The 17,189-nt window shown below is 37.2% G+C and carries 13 protein-coding genes and 1 tRNA gene; all 14 read right to left on the bottom strand.

Annotated features, from left to right (window positions below; all coding sequences use genetic code 11):
* Nucleotides 1–31: 31 nt before the first annotated feature.
* Entirely contained in the window at nucleotides 32–1,441 is a 1,410-nt protein-coding gene (cysS, locus tag EUI_RS0104695; protein WP_010016463.1) for a cysteine--tRNA ligase, read from the bottom strand.
* 130 nt (nucleotides 1,442–1,571) lie between these two features.
* The gene (locus EUI_RS0104700) at nucleotides 1,572–2,789 is read right to left on the bottom strand and encodes a phosphoglycerate kinase (protein WP_010016464.1); all 1,218 of its coding nucleotides are present in this window, start codon (nucleotides 2,787–2,789) and stop codon (nucleotides 1,572–1,574) included.
* An 81-nt stretch (nucleotides 2,790–2,870) separates the two neighbouring features.
* A complete protein-coding gene (locus tag EUI_RS0104705; protein ID WP_029508520.1) occupies nucleotides 2,871–3,704 on the bottom strand; it encodes a glycosyl transferase in 834 nt (277 codons plus the stop codon).
* Nucleotides 3,701–5,149, bottom strand: a complete 1,449-nt coding sequence (locus EUI_RS0104710) for a glycosyltransferase (protein WP_010016468.1) — start codon at nucleotides 5,147–5,149, stop codon at nucleotides 3,701–3,703. Before EUI_RS0104710 ends, EUI_RS0104705 begins: the two co-directional genes overlap by 4 nt.
* Nucleotides 5,150–5,287: 138 nt before the next feature.
* Nucleotides 5,288–5,965 (bottom strand): DUF4811 domain-containing protein, encoded by a 678-nt coding sequence (locus EUI_RS0104715; RefSeq protein WP_010016469.1) that lies wholly within the window; start codon nucleotides 5,963–5,965, stop codon nucleotides 5,288–5,290.
* A gap of 1 nt (nucleotide 5,966) precedes the next feature.
* Entirely contained in the window at nucleotides 5,967–7,469 is a 1,503-nt protein-coding gene (locus EUI_RS0104720; RefSeq protein ID WP_010016470.1) for an MDR family MFS transporter, read from the bottom strand.
* A 122-nt stretch (nucleotides 7,470–7,591) separates the two neighbouring features.
* A complete protein-coding gene (locus tag EUI_RS0104725) occupies nucleotides 7,592–8,266 on the bottom strand; it encodes a nucleoside/nucleotide kinase family protein (RefSeq protein WP_010016472.1) in 675 nt (224 codons plus the stop codon).
* Nucleotides 8,259–10,628 carry an RNA polymerase recycling motor HelD gene (gene helD / locus EUI_RS0104730; protein WP_010016474.1) on the bottom strand — a complete coding sequence of 790 codons (2,370 nt, stop codon included), beginning with the start codon at nucleotides 10,626–10,628 and terminating at the stop codon, nucleotides 8,259–8,261. Before helD ends, EUI_RS0104725 begins: the two co-directional genes overlap by 8 nt.
* A gap of 120 nt (nucleotides 10,629–10,748) precedes the next feature.
* Nucleotides 10,749–10,820 (bottom strand) — tRNA-Glu (locus tag EUI_RS0104735).
* A 124-nt stretch (nucleotides 10,821–10,944) separates the two neighbouring features.
* Nucleotides 10,945–12,183: an NADH-dependent flavin oxidoreductase gene (locus EUI_RS0104740; protein ID WP_010016476.1), complete on the bottom strand. Its 1,239-nt coding sequence runs from the start codon at nucleotides 12,181–12,183 to the stop codon at nucleotides 10,945–10,947.
* 117 nt (nucleotides 12,184–12,300) lie between these two features.
* On the bottom strand, nucleotides 12,301–13,857 hold the full coding sequence (locus EUI_RS0104745) for a polysaccharide biosynthesis protein (protein WP_010016477.1): 1,557 nt from the start codon (nucleotides 13,855–13,857) through the stop codon (nucleotides 12,301–12,303).
* A gap of 197 nt (nucleotides 13,858–14,054) precedes the next feature.
* Complete coding sequence (locus EUI_RS0104750; RefSeq protein ID WP_010016478.1) at nucleotides 14,055–14,675, bottom strand: LysM peptidoglycan-binding domain-containing protein; 621 nt, start codon at nucleotides 14,673–14,675, stop codon at nucleotides 14,055–14,057.
* Between the two features lie 145 nt (nucleotides 14,676–14,820).
* Nucleotides 14,821–16,326, bottom strand: a complete 1,506-nt coding sequence (locus EUI_RS0104755; protein ID WP_010016480.1) for a bifunctional metallophosphatase/5'-nucleotidase — start codon at nucleotides 16,324–16,326, stop codon at nucleotides 14,821–14,823.
* A gap of 48 nt (nucleotides 16,327–16,374) precedes the next feature.
* A complete protein-coding gene (gene phnE, locus EUI_RS0104760; protein WP_010016481.1) occupies nucleotides 16,375–17,184 on the bottom strand; it encodes a phosphonate ABC transporter, permease protein PhnE in 810 nt (269 codons plus the stop codon).
* Between the last annotated feature and the right edge of the window lie 5 nt (nucleotides 17,185–17,189).

A 17,189-nucleotide genomic window follows, 5' to 3' on the forward strand; every position in this document is an offset into this window, starting at 1 on the left:
TAAAAAAACCGCTTTTGCGGTTTTTTCTTTTCTATGCTTGATGCCACCTTTGTCCTTGCGCTGTATCTTCAACAATTACCCCACCCTCACTTAGCTGCTGACGTATTTGATCTGACAATTCAAAGTCATGTGCTACGCGTGCTGATACTCTTGCTGCTAGTAATTGTTTTTGTGCGTCTGTTATTTGTGGCTTATCATTTAATTCTGTTATACCAAAAACACCTAGCAACAATAATATAGTATCAAGTAAATACTGCACTGTTTCAACTTTAACTGTTTTATTGTCAGCGTATGTATTTGCTAATGTAACAAGCTCAAACACTGCTGCTAGCGCGTTAGGTGTATTAAAGTCATCATCCATCGCCATCTCAAAAACAGCAATCTGTTTTTTAATAGTTACCTCTAGATCAGCATCTTTCCCAACAGCAGCGGTATTCAAGCGGAATAATAAATTGCGATAACCTGTACGAATACGATCTAGCGCGACACGTGCTTGTGTTAAGGTGTCAGATGAATAATTAATGGGTCGTCGATATTGTGTTGTCGCTAGTAATAATCGAATTGTCATTGGGTCATCATAGTGCTTCAACATATCGTGAATAGTGGTGAAGTTTCCTAATGATTTAGACATTTTCTCATTATTAACATTAACAAAACCATTGTGCATCCAATAGTTGACAAATTTTTGACCTGTATGGGCTTCTGATTGCGCCATCTCATTTGTATGGTGCGGAAAAGCTAAATCTATTCCCCCTCCGTGAATATCAATGGTATTTGATAAATATTTTTGTGCCATAACCGAGCATTCAATATGCCAACCAGGACGACCGTTTCCCCATGGCGATTCCCATGAAATTTCATCTTCTGCCTGTGTGGCTTTCCAAACAGCAAAATCTATCGGATCTTCTTTGCGCGTCATCTCTTCATCATCTAATCGACCAGCAGCATTTTCTGTCATTTCATTGAGATCTTGATGTGCCAAAATGCCGTATCCTTTAAATTTTTTGGCCCGAAAATAGACATCCCCTTTCGCTTCATAAGCATAACCTTTGTCAATTAAGTCTTGGACAAAGACAATAATGTCAGGAATAACTTCTGTAGCACGAGCGCGTACTGTTGCAGGTTGAATATTCAAGGGTAGTGTATCTTCAATAAAAGCGTTGGCATACTTATTAGCAATAGTCATCTCATCTACGCCTTCTTCACGTGCCCGCTGAATGATTTTGTCATCAACATCAGTAAAATTAGATACATAGTTCACTTGATAGCCACGATATTCAAAATAACGACGAACAACGTCAAACGCAATTGATGAACGTGCATTACCAATATGGATGTAATTATATACTGTCGGTCCACAAACATACATATTAATTTTGCCTGGAATAATTGATTTGAAAATTTCTTTTTCACGGGTTAAGGTATTATAAACTTTAATCATGATGAGCTCCTTTATCATTACTTAGCACCCATTATACAGGACACAACAACCTTTTTACCAGTAACATGAAATCATTAAAAAAGTTTTTCAAACTTAACCAGCTTGAAAAACTTTTCTGTTATATGATTTTTTACTTTTCAGAGATAGCAGCAATACCAGGTAATTCTTTACCTTCAAGGTATTCCAATGATGCACCACCGCCAGTTGAGATATGTGACAATTTGTCAGCGACACCCAATTGTTGTACAGCAGCTGTTGAATCACCACCACCAACAATTGTTGTGCCACCGTTTTCAGTTACTTTAACTAATTCTTCACCAATTGCTAATGTTCCCTTAGCAAAGTTAGGCATTTCGAACACACCCATTGGTCCGTTCCAAACAACTGTCTTAGCATCTGCCAAAGTGTCTTGCAACAACTTGATTGACTTAGGACCGATATCAAGGCCCATATAGCCATCAGGAATACCAGCTTTGGCATCAACAGTCTCAATCTTAGCATCATTTGAGAAAGCATCAGCGGCAAGTGAATCGATTGGCAAAACGAGCTTGTCACCCGCTTCAGCCATCAATTCCTTAGCTAATTCAACTTTGTCAGCTTCAAACAGTGAATTACCAATCTTTTCACCTTTAGCGGCATCAAATGTGTAAGCCATACCACCACCAACAATAACTTTGTCAGCCTTAGCCAATAATGATTTCACGATTTCAATCTTATCAGACACTTTTGCACCACCGATGATGGCAACGAATGGTCGAACTGGGTTGGCCACAGCGTCACCCAAGAACTTAATTTCCTTTTCCATCAAGAAGCCAGCGGCTGCTTGTGAAACATTTGAAGCAATGCCAACGTTTGAGGCGTGCGCACGGTGTGCTGTACCAAAGGCATCGTTGATGAACAAATCATCACCCAATGAAGCCCAGTACTTACCCAATTCAGGTTTGTTCTTTGACTCATTTTTAACTTCAACACCGTCAACAACGTCTTCAAAACGTGTGTTTTCAACCATCAAAACTTCGCCATCTTGCAAAGCATTAATTGCTGCCTCTAACTCAGCACCACGTGTGAATGGTACGAACTTAACGTCCTTACCTAACAATTCACCCAAGCGAGCGGCAACTGGTGCCAATGACAATTCTTTTTTATCATCTTCAGACTTAATACGTCCCAAGTGTGAAAACAAGATTGCACGACCATTGTTTTCCAACACGTACTTGATTGTTGGCAATGCTGCCACAATACGGTTATCGTTTCCAATAACGCCTGCTTTGATAGGCACGTTGAAATCAACGCGCATCAATACTTTCTTACCTGAAAGTTCCAAATCTGAAACAGTCAATTTAGCCATGATAGCCTCCAATTTTTTATTGTTACAAACTCTATTATAAAACAAAAAACGTTTTTTGTGTTGGGATATGTGAAATACTACTCAAATTATACCAACACGTAATTTATGCGTAGCGAAACCAAGTGATTTTAAAACATTAAAATCGTGTTGCGTAACTATTACTTGCTTAATTTTATGCGTCTCTTCCCGCAATACGAGTGCTAAATTATGCCAGACCTGTCCTTTTTCATCTAAAACACCACCGACTATTGTTAAAGTTGTGTTTCTCGGCGCAAAATTAATTTCACGTCCTAACTGTGTAATATTAAATGTTTCTGATGTCCACTTGTTTCCAACACTCGCTATATAATCTTCAGCCTGAGGATATTTTTGGTCATACGCATATACAAAATTGCGATGATTTTCAAAGTAAAAGTCTCTGATTTGCACCGTTTTTTGCCCAACATAAAAATCAGACTCTAACAAATTACCCTCACTAAAATATTGTTTAGCAAATAGTTTCCCATCACGTCGGTAAATGTCTTTATAATCAATTTTGCCGTCTAAATCATACCACACAACAGCTTGTATTATACGTTTTGAATCATTAAACCATCTGACACGTGCGATTTCATGACCCCAACTCATAATGCTTTTAGTTCGATCCTTATTCAAAATAAACTGCGCATTATTGGGAACCGGTAAATTTGTCCACCAAATACCATTTTCACCATCAATATTTTCCATATAACGCTGTGCGTACATATCATAAACAAGCGCAGGATTAAGTCCCATTTTAACCAGTAAGTACGCAGCATCCTCATGTGGTGTAGCTAACCACAGCGCACTACTTTTGCCTGATTTTACTTGTTCAATTTGCCATGTAACTCCAGGAGAATCTGTATAAGTTAATGAATTAATAATTTCGATTGTCATAGTAATTTTACCATCGCTTTTTGCCATTGGTCAGCAATCGTTTTATTGTCAAAGCGCTTCGCCACGTTGGCAGCCCCTACTGACAGTGCATTGTAATGTTCAAACACATGCCCCATAGCTTCAGCCAATTGCTTGACGTTAGCTGATTCATCAGCTTTTTTGTGACTAAACATTGCCAAATGACCATTGACACCTTCATGAACCAGCTCTTGTGCACCATACAAATTGGCATAAGTTGCAATAGGCATTGCATTGCTAATCGCTTCAATATAGGTTAACCCAAAACCCTCAGAATAGGAAGCAGACACAAATACGTCATATACTTTCATGTCCTGTACTATATTTTGACTTAATCCTTTCAACTGTATAAACGGTTCCAAATTAAGCGATTTAATGTATTCTGTTAACTGATTTTCCTCGCCTCCAGCACCATAAATTGCTAGCGTTGCAGGCATCCCATTCAAACGCAATTGACTGACTGCTTGGATAATATGGATGATGTGTTTTTCTGGGTGTAACCGTGAAGCTGTTACAAATTTTGCCGTTGTCCCATCCCAAATCTTAGGAACCACGTTAACAGATACACCACCAACAGGGATAACGTTAATTTTTTGGGACACATTTGCTACACCAATAGTAGTTAACTGTGAAATCATTGCCTGTCGTTGTAACTGTGTTGCCACAATTACCAGATCGATGTCATTAAAATTATCAAACATGTACTGATAATAATTATTCCAAAGTGGATGTCCGCCATCCCATGTGATAAAATGCTGTGCATGAACAACAGCGACAATTTTCAAAGGTGCACCTTGCTGTTTCATACGAATCAGCGCCTCTTCATTTTCTACTCCTCGGTCAATAATATAAACATTATCCTCAAATCGACGTTGCAACTCTAAAAAAAAGAAAGCCAATAGCTCTTCAAAGGTTGTGAATAAGTAATGCTTACCGCGGAAGTTATCCACTCGAATGTTTGTAGCACGCCTATCATGCGATCCCTCACGTCGATAATGCCAAGAAATTCTTCGCTCGCCATTTTCAAGTATGACACGATCATCTTCTATATGGTAAACATTTTTTTCTTTTAAATATTGTTTACGACGTTGTACTGTTTCTGTATAATTGCCAGTTGCCTGTCGTTTAACGATGCGTTGTGTGCTTGTCGTATCCCAAAGCACTTCCTCATAATAATCATGCGTATACTGCTCGCCTTCATGTAAATAGTTATCGGGATCATCACTCAATAAATAATCATAAATGCCGATTACTTCCGACTCAGCAATGTGCCACTCTTTCATGTGCTGATGTAACTGTGGTAAGCGGTCAGTAAAAATTAATTTAAATGGGATGTTTTTCTCACGAAAACGCGCAGCTCGATAGAATTGTGCATGTTCAACACCACTATTACCACGGCCCATACTTTTATTTACAAAAAAAATCATTGTATGATTACCCCCTGATCTAACTGCTGTTTATAAATTAACGTTCATAACTATTTATCATGTATTTGCCATTATCATAGCACAAAAGCGACAGTCTCTGAAATAGAGATTGTCGCTTTTTATGATATATTGCATTGATCAATCAATTTGTAAAACTTTTTTAACTTGATTAACCGTTAGTCTAGCAGCCTGGTCTGGATTAGATTTTGCTAAGTCAGAAAGCTGCCTTTGTTGTTGTGCTGCAATTGTTCTCTCAGCCGCACTTTTTGGCGCTAATTTACTAGCTAAAGATTTCGCTTGTTCTGTCGTTAGTGCCACCCAAGTAGGCGGCACTTGATAGATGACTTGACGATGTTTTATTTCTCCATCGTTGTTTGCAACACCAAATAATAATTTAAAACCATTTGATTTGTACACGAAACGTGTTGTTTTAGTCACTTTATAAGCCTTATTACCCGAAACGTTTACATGACTAGTAGTCATATTCAAATCAGGTTTAGCCACCGTCGTTTTTTTATCTTGTGCTGCCGTTTTATAAATATAAGCATTTTCTTTGCCGTCAGTTCCAATCTGTTGGTACAATAGCATACCAAAATTTTGTGTAGTTGGCCCAGCAGAGTGAATTTCTTTTTTAGTCGTTGTTGTGACTGAAGTCATCCCATAATGATCATGCATGTTTGCAATCACCATTATCACACTCAAAATCAAACCAGCAAACATAACCAATGTGACCGCATAGCGTATACCAGACTTTTTGATTGTCATACTAGCCAAAAATGCAGCTATGGCAAATAGTGCCATAATTAAGATAATCATGTTATGCTTCCTCCTTTACTGGTATATTCACCTTGCCACTGTGCAATAAGAATGTGACAAGTAGCGCAACGACAGCAAACGCTGCCGCCAAAAGAAACGTAGCATGAAAACCGCTAAGCGTTGCATCTAAAGCCCGACGTCCAAATTCGATTGGATCTTGACCCTTCAAAGTGCTTTTAGGCATATTATTTTTTGTCACAGACTGCATAACCGATGCCAATACTGCTGTTCCCAATGAAGCAGCAATTTGTCGCATTGTATTATTAGCAGCAGTTCCTTGTGCAGCCGTTTTTGGCGACAATGCCCCCATGGCCGATGCAGTTAATGGCATCATTGTCATAGCAATACCGAACATACGCAACGTATATAGCGTTGTAATATATATGGTTGGTGTTGTAGCTGTCATATAGACTAGTGGCACTGTGCCAATGATTAAAATGGTAAATCCTATCATTGCTAATCTCTTAGCCCCATGTTTATCATAAAAAGCACCTGCAATCGGTGAAACAATTCCCATCATCAACGCACCAGGCAGCAGTGTCAATCCTGAATTAAGTGGTGTTAAACCACGAATATTTTGCATATAAATAGGCAAAACCATTTCAACACCAATCATTGCCATCATTGCCAAAGATACTAATATCGTTGTAATCGTAAACTGCTTTGACTTAAAGACTGACATATCCAAAAATGGTTTGTCCATATGAGATTGATGCCACATAAATTCAATCACAATGAATAGTCCAACGATTAATGGCAAAATAACATTGACACTGCCCCAACCATCTGTTGCAACCATTGCAAAACCATACAACACTAAGCCAAATCCCAATGTTGATTCAATCAATGAACGGACATTTAATGTCACTTTTTGTGTAGGTAAGACATCATGGAAAAAGAAAAATGACGCAATCATCACAATAATAACAACCGGTAATACAACCCCAAAAATTGATCGCCATGAATTTTGTAATGTCAAACCAAACAGTGTGTGATCTTTTTCTAAAATCCACCCTGATAAGGTTGGCCCAATAGCTGGTGCCATACCAATTACTAGCCCACCAAGACCCATCGCTTTTCCACGTGAGTTGGCATCAAATAACGATAATGATACCACTTGCATCAAAGGCATCAAGATTCCTACAGCCATCGCTTGCAAAACACGTGCTACCATTAACAACCAAAATGCGTTAGTCGGTGTCACAAATGCAACTAATGTGCCAATTGTGAACAAACTCAATGCTGACAAATATAATCTTTTTGTTGGAATACGCGTCGTTAAAAATGCTGAAACCGGGACCATAATACCATTAGCCATTAAGAAAATTGTTGTTAACCATTGTACTGTTGATGCATTCACATCGAATGCTCGCATTAATGATGGTAGCGCTGTTCCAAGTGCCGTCTGCATTAACATTACTGAAAAGACGCCGACTAATAGAACCAACATCATTGCCATACGATTGACTGGTTTACCATGTCTATCAAGTATTTCTTCACTCATATTTAGTTTCCTTCTTTAATTCTTTATTGACCAATAATGCTCTAAAAATATTTGGTCTAATTACTTAAGGTATCTTACGCCTAACTAAATAGATTGTCAACAAAGTTGACAATCTATTGTACTTATTTTATAGTGACCTGTTTAATATCATGATTTTCATCAAACATAACTAATGCATCTGCACATTGCTTACTAGGTAAAATATAACGATCTAGATTGACTTGGTTTGTCTCGTCCCAAATTTTCATTACCAAACTTGAAAATTCAACAATGGGCATACTTGCATACTGATATCGCCAAGATTTTGGATCATTTTTTGATAATGCTGTCATTGCTAATGTTCGTGTCAAATACCACGCCTTAATATCTGTCAAAGACGCATCTAAGTAAATTTTAAAGTCAGTTTGTTCCAACTGTAAAGCTACCACACCTTCAATAATCAAAATTTCAGGTTTTTGAATGGTTTGTTTTTTTTTCGGATGAATATCCGCTAATTCTTGTGTGTAGCAAGGTATCTGCACCGATAACTCTCCAGACTTAAAGCGTGTAATAACCTGCTCTAATTTTGCTAAATCATATGTTTGCGGGAAACCTTTTTGATTAAAAAGGTTTTTGGTCATCAACGTGTCATTTGGCATTAAAAAATCATCCGTACTAATTACTGTCGTTTGTTGCGTCAATGCGCTGGCTAGTTTGTTTGCAAACGTACTTTTACCAACAGACACTGGACCTGCAACAGCAATAGTCATAAATTCATTTTTAAATTTTTGATTAATTTTTTGAACCAACTCATCCATTATTGACCTCGTATAAATTCGTTGGCACAGTATCTAATAAAACCGATCCACTGTTTTCAGCCAATAATGTCAACGTATGCATGGCACGACTTGCCACAGTGTACAACAAACGACGTTCCGAGTCAAACCCATAACGCGAGTTATCAGCGTGCCAAATAATGACGGCATCAAACTCTAAACCTTTAGCCAAATATGAAGGCACAATAATCATTCCCTTGGCTAATCTTTGATTTTCTGATTGAATCAGTGTCACTTTTTTATCGCCAAGTTCTACAGCAAGTGCCTGTGCATCCGCGCGCGTTTTTGTAATAATCGCTGTTGTATCTTGATTTAGCGCGTGTTGCTGTATCTGCAAGCGCAATTTTGATAACATCTCAGACTCATTGGGCAAAGTATAGAGTACAGGCTTTTGACCATCACGATTAAAGGCATCAATATCTTGACCATCACGCAAAATATATTTTGTAAAATCAGTGATTTGCTGTGTTGAACGATAAGTTTGGGTTAATTTAACACTTTCAACCCGTTCACTATCAAATAGTGATGAAAAGTCTACTTGCAGATTTGTGGCATTGTCTTTTGTAAAAATTGCTTGATTTAAATCGCCTAGAACAGTAAATTTAGCTCTAGGGAAGCTAAACTTTAAAAATGCTAGTTGAAACGGCGTATAATCTTGAATTTCATCAATAAATAAGAAACGAATGTCACGTTCACCACGTTTACCAGTAATTAAATCATATAAATAAAGATATAACGTTGTATCAGTCAAAGACAATTGTTTAGCGCGCAATGATGCAATAACTATTTCAACATGAGCTAACCAATCGGATTCAGCGATATTAAATGATTTCAAATCCAAATAATGATGCGCTTGTCTTAAAAAGTCAATAAACTGCGCGTTAATATTTAAGAAGTTAGCACGACGTATTTGACGCGCCAACGGCCTTAATGATTGCGTGACAATCTGTCTAGACAAAAATTGACGTTCTGCCTTTTCACTTGCAAACTCACGTTCCTTAGGTCCCTCTCCAAGTTGGGCAAGGCGTGTATGTGCTGCAGCATCAGTCTCTTGATCATCTCCTATGCGCACTTTCCCGGCACCAACAAGTTCGTCATATTCTTGTTTGGATAGATTTTCAATAGTTAATTCGACCCAATCTTTACGTACTTCTAGACCCACTTGTGAACTCAATATACGCATCAAAGTGTCGCGTGTCGCTTCTAATCTTTGACCTAATTTATAATTATCATTGTATTGGTAATAAATTTCAGAGATTCGTTCTTTTGAGATTAATGGTTCACCGCGAAACATAACACTGCGAATTTTCATATCTGAACGATTCAAATGATCAGCATAAGCTGTAACAGCCTCAAACATAGCCAAACTACCCTTCGCCAGATTAATCGTTGTATCCTTTGCATCATGTTCAAATCGTTCCTGCAAGGTTTCTACGTTAATTTTTGGTAATCGCCGTGACGCATATTGATAAAATGTCATTTGGACCATGTTTTGCTCACCAAGTTCTGGCAAAACATTATCAATATAATCATTGAATAATTGATTTGGACTAAATAACACAACTTGTCCCGATGTTAATTTCCCACGATAACGATAAAGTAGATAAGCAACACGCTGTAATACAGCTGCTGTTTTACCAGATCCAGCAGCACCTTGAACAAATAATAAATCTGCAGCGGTATTACGAATAATTTTATTTTGCTCTTTTTGAATCGTTGTAACAATTGATTTCATTTTGGTTGACGATTCACCAGATAACGCATTCATCAGCATTGCATCGCCAATGGCTTCTTCCGTGTCAAACAATGTTACAATCACACCATCTTCAATTTGGAATTGACGTTTGAGTGTCACATTAGCTTGTTGCGTCCCATCGGGTGTCAAATAAGACACATCCCCAATACCACCATCATAGTAAATTGAGGCAACAGGTGCACGCCAATCATAGACTAGAAAATGATTCTTTTCGTCGCTAAATGAGCCTAATCCGATATAAATTGTTTCTTGTTCAGGATCTTGACTAGTGGATTCACTAAAATCAATGCGAGCAAAGTATGGCTTATCAATTTGCTTTGTTAATGTGGCAAAACGACGTTCAGCGCGTGTTTTGGAATTTTCACGTTCAGACAGCATTTGCTGTTGTTGACGAATCGAAGCAGCCGTTTCCACAATACCAGAGTAAGTATCGGTTTTTAAACGGACATCTCCCCAATTTCGCGCAACTGAATCAATGCTTTTATTTGTTGATTTAATACTAGATTTTGTCGTTTGCAACGATTTTTCCATCGCATATAGTGTTTTATTGAGATATTGCGTTTCATCAGCTTTAATTTTATTGTCCAAAATGAGTCTCACTCTCTTCAAATTCAGTGCTTTAATTATACGCTTTCTAATGATAAAATACAAAAAACATTTTCATCAAAACGACACATAAAAAGCCGCAACCGAAGTTGCGACTTTTTATAGCTCGTGAGAGAATCGAACTCTCGATTCCGCCGTGAAAGGGCAGCGTCTTAGCCGCTTGACCAACGAGCCATGGTCAGTGATGTCTGATATCTATCAGACAACTATATTAGTATATCAAGAATTAATTTAGTCGTCAACACTTTTTTGTAAATTGTTTTTATATCTTGCTAAATACTATGCAATCCGATCATTATTATCGTTTTTTCAACGTCATTAATTGCGTTGGATCAATCGGTTTAGCTGTTTTAATCACAACATGTTTATAGTATTGCCATGGTTGCGTTGGATCAAATTCAGAATCTGTTGTTAATGGTAAACCATTCCTAAAACGTGTTAATAGCCATTTTTCTAACGTTTTGGGAACACCAAGTAATTCAAAATCTGATGGTGACAAAGCGTAACGAATTGCTAATTCATCATTATTTTTAACTTTTTGAACCCAATTGGGTTCGATAATTAATTCGCGTCCCAATGCAGCAAATGTAGCCTCGCCACCAGCATCTAATAATGTTTCCACCTGCTCTGGCTTTTTGAGTAGTCCTGCTACAACTAACGGGTAATCTGGTGGTAAAAGTGCTCTGTAATAATCCACCACTTTTTTAGTGTCTGACTTATCACGAAAAGGTGTTTGAAACGCATCGTTTAATGACAAATGGAGATAATCAACAGATAGTGTCATTAGTTTTTCAGCAAATTCAAGTGAATCATCAAGTGTAATGCCTGGTGTCATCGGTTCTTCCGGGGATTGACGGTAACCTAACAAAAATGGCTTATCAGCATACTTTTCAATTATCTGTGCCACTTTAGCTGTTATAGCTAAACCAAAACGCTGTCTTTTTTCAACTGTACCACCCCAAATATCATCACGTCTATTACTATCTGGTGAAAAAAACTGTTGCATAAGATAAAGATTGGCACCATGTAATTCTACGCCATCAAAACCTGCCAAAATCGCACGTTTTGTGGCTTGAGCAAAATCTGCAATCGTTTGAGAAATTTCATTATGGGTCAAGGCACGTGGTATTTCATGATCACCATGTGGATAAGCCTGTGATGAAGCAGATACCGGTTGCTGTCCGCGCAAAATATCAGTTGTGGTTTGTCGACCAGCAGCAAAAATCTGTAGAATAGCTTTAGCACCACCTGATTGGATTGTGGTGGCTAAGCGCCGTAAACCAGGAATTTTATCATCATCAGAGACTGAAATGCCACCTTCCCAACCACGTCCAACATCATTAACATAGGCTGCCTCAGTGATAATCATCGCTGGCCCTTGAGCACGCATACGATAATAGTTTAATTCATTATCACTTACACTACCATCTGCCAAAGAAGCTCTCAGTGTTGTAGGCGCCATAATAACATGATTGCCTAATGTGACAGCTTTATTTTTGAAAGTATAATTGTCTAAAAAATCATAATTAATTTGCATAGCTTTATTATACAAAATAAATCGTTTTTAGGCGAGTTTACTCATAATAAAATTAATGTTTCAAAGTTAATCATCATCAAAAAAGCAACCAAATTTTTTTGGTCGCCATTTCATTTATTAATTCTTTATCGTTCCTAGAATACCAAGTTTCTTATACACACCTAGTAATATACCACCAAAAATACTACCGACTACAATAAGAAAAATACCTGCATTAATTCTAGTAGGGATTACAAATCTCGCCTCCCAACTACTAATTAGTGAAAAAGCCACTAACAATAGTAAAGTACTTATATATATCACATTTAACTTCTGCATATCAAGATGTGATAAAAGATTGAATCGTCTAATAATATAGATGCCCATTAGTATTGTAATGACAATCATTGAGATTAGAGTGGCTAATAACGCACCAATTGTCCCAGTCAGATAAATCATTATTGGTTGGACTACTAATTTAACAATCATACCAATACCAATTGCTCTCAAAGCAATGCGCGTCTTACTAAGTCCTTGTAGTATCATGGCAAGTACTGTGGTCAATCCCATAAATAAAGCTATAAGAGCCGAAATTTGAACCATTGGCATATATTCCTGTGGTTGCGCATAATTACCATAGAACAAAATATAAATGGGCTTAGCTAGCGTATACAGCGTGGCACATGCTGGTAACGTAATTAAACAAAATAATAGATAGGCCTGACTAATATATTTTTTCAAAACCCGTGAATCAAAACGATGTCTAGTCACAAGTGGTAAAACAGTAGAAGCGATAGATACAGATAGTGAGACGATAATCATGATTAGTTTATTACTATTGAAGTTAAATATACCAAACACTGTTTCAATGTCATCGCTAGATAATTGGTCATAAAATGTTGCCATCAAAGGATGAAAACTAAATTGATCAATCCATTGGTAGGCTGATAAGAAGCCACCTATAAGAACGAATGGGAATGCTTGAACAAGTATATGCCATAAATTAATTTCTTGATTGCCCTGAGTGATTGGTTGTGGCAATCGCATGCTTTTATTTGAATGATAAATACGAAAAAGCAAAAAAAGGGTTGCTAACCAAGCGCCCAAAGAGGCCGCAAAAGTTGAATGAACAACGACTGTCTTCCAACTACCATGTTGAATATTTAAAATAAAATATGCTGAGGACAGCATATAAGCTACTCGGAAAAATTGTTCAATAATATCAGACTTAGCGATATCCACCATTTTAAGTTCGCCTTGCAATTGTCCTCGCAATACCGAAAGAAAAGGAAAAATAAGCACAGCAAAAGATAAAGAACGTAAAACAGGAATCACATTAGGATCCCCTACTGATAAAAATGGCGCTAAAAACCAAAGTAATAGACTACATAACAAACCTGCACATAAACTAATTAAAGTTGCTTTACCAATAAATTTATGCTTTTCATATCCCTGCAACTGGGCCGTTAGCTTTGCAACAGCTGATGGTAATCCCGCTGTAGAGAGCATTAAGAAAAACTGATATAAATTATACCCTTTCCCCATTAACGTGTTTGCTTGCAAAGATAATGTCCCTAACATTAGTGTCCATGGAATAACATAAAGTGCACCCAGCACTCTGGAAGTAATGTTACCAAATGCAAGCCACGCTGTGCCATTGGTTAACTGATTTTTTGGTTGATTAGCTTGTTTCATAAAATCCTGTACGCTTTATTCACCATAATTATCATTCTCCCAACTTTTCAAAGTATTAACAACGTATGTCATTTAACATTAGTCATATTTTAACACGAAAAATATTTAAAACTGTAAGAGTTTGTTGAAAATTAATCATTTGTCCAAAAAAAAACGCCAAAGCGTTTTAAATTTATAAATTATAAAGAAAATTCTAATTAATACCAACCAGTAGCTTGTGAATGTGCCCAAGCATTTTCAGCACTACCATAACGTGAGCTGATATAAGACTTCATTGCATTCAACTGATCGTTATAGTCAGTTGAGTTACCACCATACATTGCACGAGCTTGAGGTGATAATTGACCAATACCATAATATTGACCGTTCGTGGCGTTAACATTGCCACTTGATTCACGGGCAATCAAAGCATCTAATGCAGAAGATGATGAAACATTTGATGTAGGAGCTGCTGCTTGTGCTGCAGGCTGTTGTACTTGTGTTGTCACTGTTGTTGTAGATTGTTGTACTTGTGAAACAACTGTTGTTGCTGCAGGTTCTTGTACTTGTGCTGCAACTGCTGATTTTTCAGCAAAAGTTAAATGTTGTCCAACAAGAATAACGTCAACGTTGCTAATATTGTTGTTGGCTGCGATTTGTGCCACAGCGACATTAAATTCTTTAGAGATTTTATTCAATGTGTCGCCTGACTTAACAACATAATCCGCTGATGCATTTTGTGATCCATCTGTTGTATCAGCGTTAACATTTGATGCACCAAGTGCGAATGCACCAGCAACACCAGCAGCAATAGTTAATGACTTTGTAAAACTAAACATGTATTTTCTACCTCATAGATTGATTTAAGTTCTGTTGTCTTTCTGTATGTAGATAAGTTTATGCTTTGAATATAATAACGAAACATCGAGACGATGTCAGTTCTATTACGATCTGTTATTTAATAAACATTTGTTTCATATTTGTTTATAATTTAACTTGTAATTGCAATTTAAGTGAATCAGATAGATGTTTATTTGTCTTAAAAAACGTTATTAACATATCCTGTATTGATTGATCGCCGACTAAAATTGTTTTTGATTGTGCATATTCTTGATAATTTCCACCACCTACTGCCCGATAATTGTTCATCGAAATAGTAAATTCGTCTTTATCTTCTATATCGACATCATGGTATTGCAACTTTGTAACTCGCTGATTCATGGGACGCGTGATATCAAATTCATACGTAATTCCAAAAACCAGATCGTAATTATAATGTTCTACTTTTGGCATTAACCATTCCGGATTAACAGCCAATTGACCATTTTTTAATACAAAATATTTGGCCGTATGCTCCAAACTCAAACGCAAATCACGGCCACTGACACGCTTGGTTACCAATGTATTGTCAAACGGATAATTCTGCAAGATATTTCGCAATGTTAAGTTCTTCGGTAAACTTGATGGATTGTTATTTAAACTCACTAAAGTAATATCTGATTGTGACGCCTGTAACTGTACATTAGCAATCCAAGCTAAAATTTGATTCCCATATTGTGCCAAATATAAAGGTGATTGTGCTGAAATACTGGTATCTAGTTGTACAATGGGTTGATCTAACCAATTTTCTACTTTAGTCTGTAAAGGTTTCAACGCAGTTACTATGCTGGTTTGGCTAACTACGCCAGCTGACTTTGTTTCAGCGCTTATTTGCCATTGCTCATCTGTTTTGATGCCATCAAGTTCGGCATACATTTTTGCCTGATTAGGCATTTGTAAAGTCAATACATCATTAATAACACGTGGAGAAACATTACCATGTTGATGACCGGTTAATAATACATCTAAATCAAGTTCCTTCGTCAATTGCCACGCAATATTTTCTGATGTGTCACTCACAACTTTTCCCGTTACCATGTCTCGTTCATATCCACCATGATACACACCAATCACAACATCTACTTCTTGACGTAGTTTTGCTATGGTATGTGATGCCTTGATGAGAGGTGATTCAATCATTATACCTGTCAAATGTTCTGGTTTTTCCCAGACATTGATGTAATCTGTAACCAAACCTATTAAACCTACTTTAGTGCCATTTTCCAATACTTTAACTTGGGCAGGATATATCGTGTTGCCAGACTTGTCAACCACATTTTCGGCAATGACTGTTGCATCTAATTGCTTTAAATGCTTTTGTAATGTATCATAACCAAAATTAAAATCATGATTCCCAAGTGTCACATAATCATATTCTGCCAGATTCATAGCGACTGTGACCGCATCTATATCATGTGTTCTTTGCAAGTACTGTAACATTGGCGATCCTTGATACATGTCACCACCATCAATAATAATCGTGTTACCATCTTTTTTAAAGTTGGCTGCTACATTACTCAATCCAAGTGGTTGATTCCCATTTTTTATATAATCTGTTGACAATAAATAACCATGTACATCAGACGTATAATAAAGTTTAAACTGTTTCATATTTTCCTCCAAAAAAAGAACGACAATAGTCGTCCATCCCATATACTGTTAGCCATGTAAAATCTTTTGACGCAATTTATCTGATAAAATCTCAACAATGAAAACTAGAAGGAACAAACCAATTAGTATGGCACCAACTTGATGCCAATGATAAGCACTTAGAGCAAAAATCATTGGAGCACCAATACCACCAGCACCAACAAGGCCCAAAATAGTTGCTTCACGTAAGTTCATATCAAACCGATAAACTAGAATTGATATGAAATCTGATCCTAGTTGCGGTAAAATACCATATCTTATCTTTTGAAATAGTGTTGACCCAAAAGCATCTAAAGATTCTAAAATGCCTGTATCCAAGTCCTCAATTGTTTCAATAAACAATTTTGAAATCATTCCAATTGAAACGATTGCTAATGTCATCACGCCAGCAAATGGTCCGGGGCCTGTCACTCTAATAAACATCAAACCATATACTAATGAAGGCACTGTACGGATCGCCATAATAATAAAGCGTGTCACTAACACAACTGGTCGTGGCACAATATTTGTGGCTGATATAAATGACAAGGGCACCGCAATAACTGCACCGACTAACGTACCTAAAAATGCAATGGCAATCGTTTGCAATATCAAATATGCAACACCACTATCACCAAGGCCAAACAATAAACTTGTGTCAGGTGTGAAAATACCAGTTAAGATGTTCCAACCAATTTCAAAACCTTTAGACGTCATATTGGCTCCGCCTAATGCAGGCGAAGAAGATACTAAAAGTATCAAAAGTATAGCACCAGTAATGCTATACTGCACGCGACGACTGGGCTCTTTACTGAGAACAGTTTCTAATTTCTTATTCATATTGT

Source organism: Leuconostoc gelidum subsp. gelidum KCTC 3527 (assembly GCF_000166715.1).
Lineage (GTDB): Bacteria > Bacillota > Bacilli > Lactobacillales > Lactobacillaceae > Leuconostoc > Leuconostoc gelidum.

Coding starts and splice junctions, on each gene's coding strand:
- cysS (WP_010016463.1), bottom strand. CDS start 1,441: ATGATTAAAGTTTATAATACCTTAACCCGTGAAAAAGAAATTTTCAAA.
- EUI_RS0104705 (WP_029508520.1), bottom strand. CDS start 3,704: ATGACAATCGAAATTATTAATTCATTAACTTATACAGATTCTCCTGGA.
- phnE (WP_010016481.1), bottom strand. CDS start 17,184: ATGAATAAGAAATTAGAAACTGTTCTCAGTAAAGAGCCCAGTCGTCGC.
- EUI_RS0104700 (WP_010016464.1), bottom strand. CDS start 2,789: ATGGCTAAATTGACTGTTTCAGATTTGGAACTTTCAGGTAAGAAAGTA.
- EUI_RS0104720 (WP_010016470.1), bottom strand. CDS start 7,469: ATGAGTGAAGAAATACTTGATAGACATGGTAAACCAGTCAATCGTATG.
- EUI_RS0104715 (WP_010016469.1), bottom strand. CDS start 5,965: ATGATTATCTTAATTATGGCACTATTTGCCATAGCTGCATTTTTGGCT.
- EUI_RS0104710 (WP_010016468.1), bottom strand. CDS start 5,149: ATGATTTTTTTTGTAAATAAAAGTATGGGCCGTGGTAATAGTGGTGTT.
- EUI_RS0104755 (WP_010016480.1), bottom strand. CDS start 16,326: ATGAAACAGTTTAAACTTTATTATACGTCTGATGTACATGGTTATTTA.
- EUI_RS0104740 (WP_010016476.1), bottom strand. CDS start 12,183: ATGCAAATTAATTATGATTTTTTAGACAATTATACTTTCAAAAATAAA.
- EUI_RS0104725 (WP_010016472.1), bottom strand. CDS start 8,266: ATGGATGAGTTGGTTCAAAAAATTAATCAAAAATTTAAAAATGAATTT.
- EUI_RS0104750 (WP_010016478.1), bottom strand. CDS start 14,675: ATGTTTAGTTTTACAAAGTCATTAACTATTGCTGCTGGTGTTGCTGGT.
- EUI_RS0104745 (WP_010016477.1), bottom strand. CDS start 13,857: ATGAAACAAGCTAATCAACCAAAAAATCAGTTAACCAATGGCACAGCG.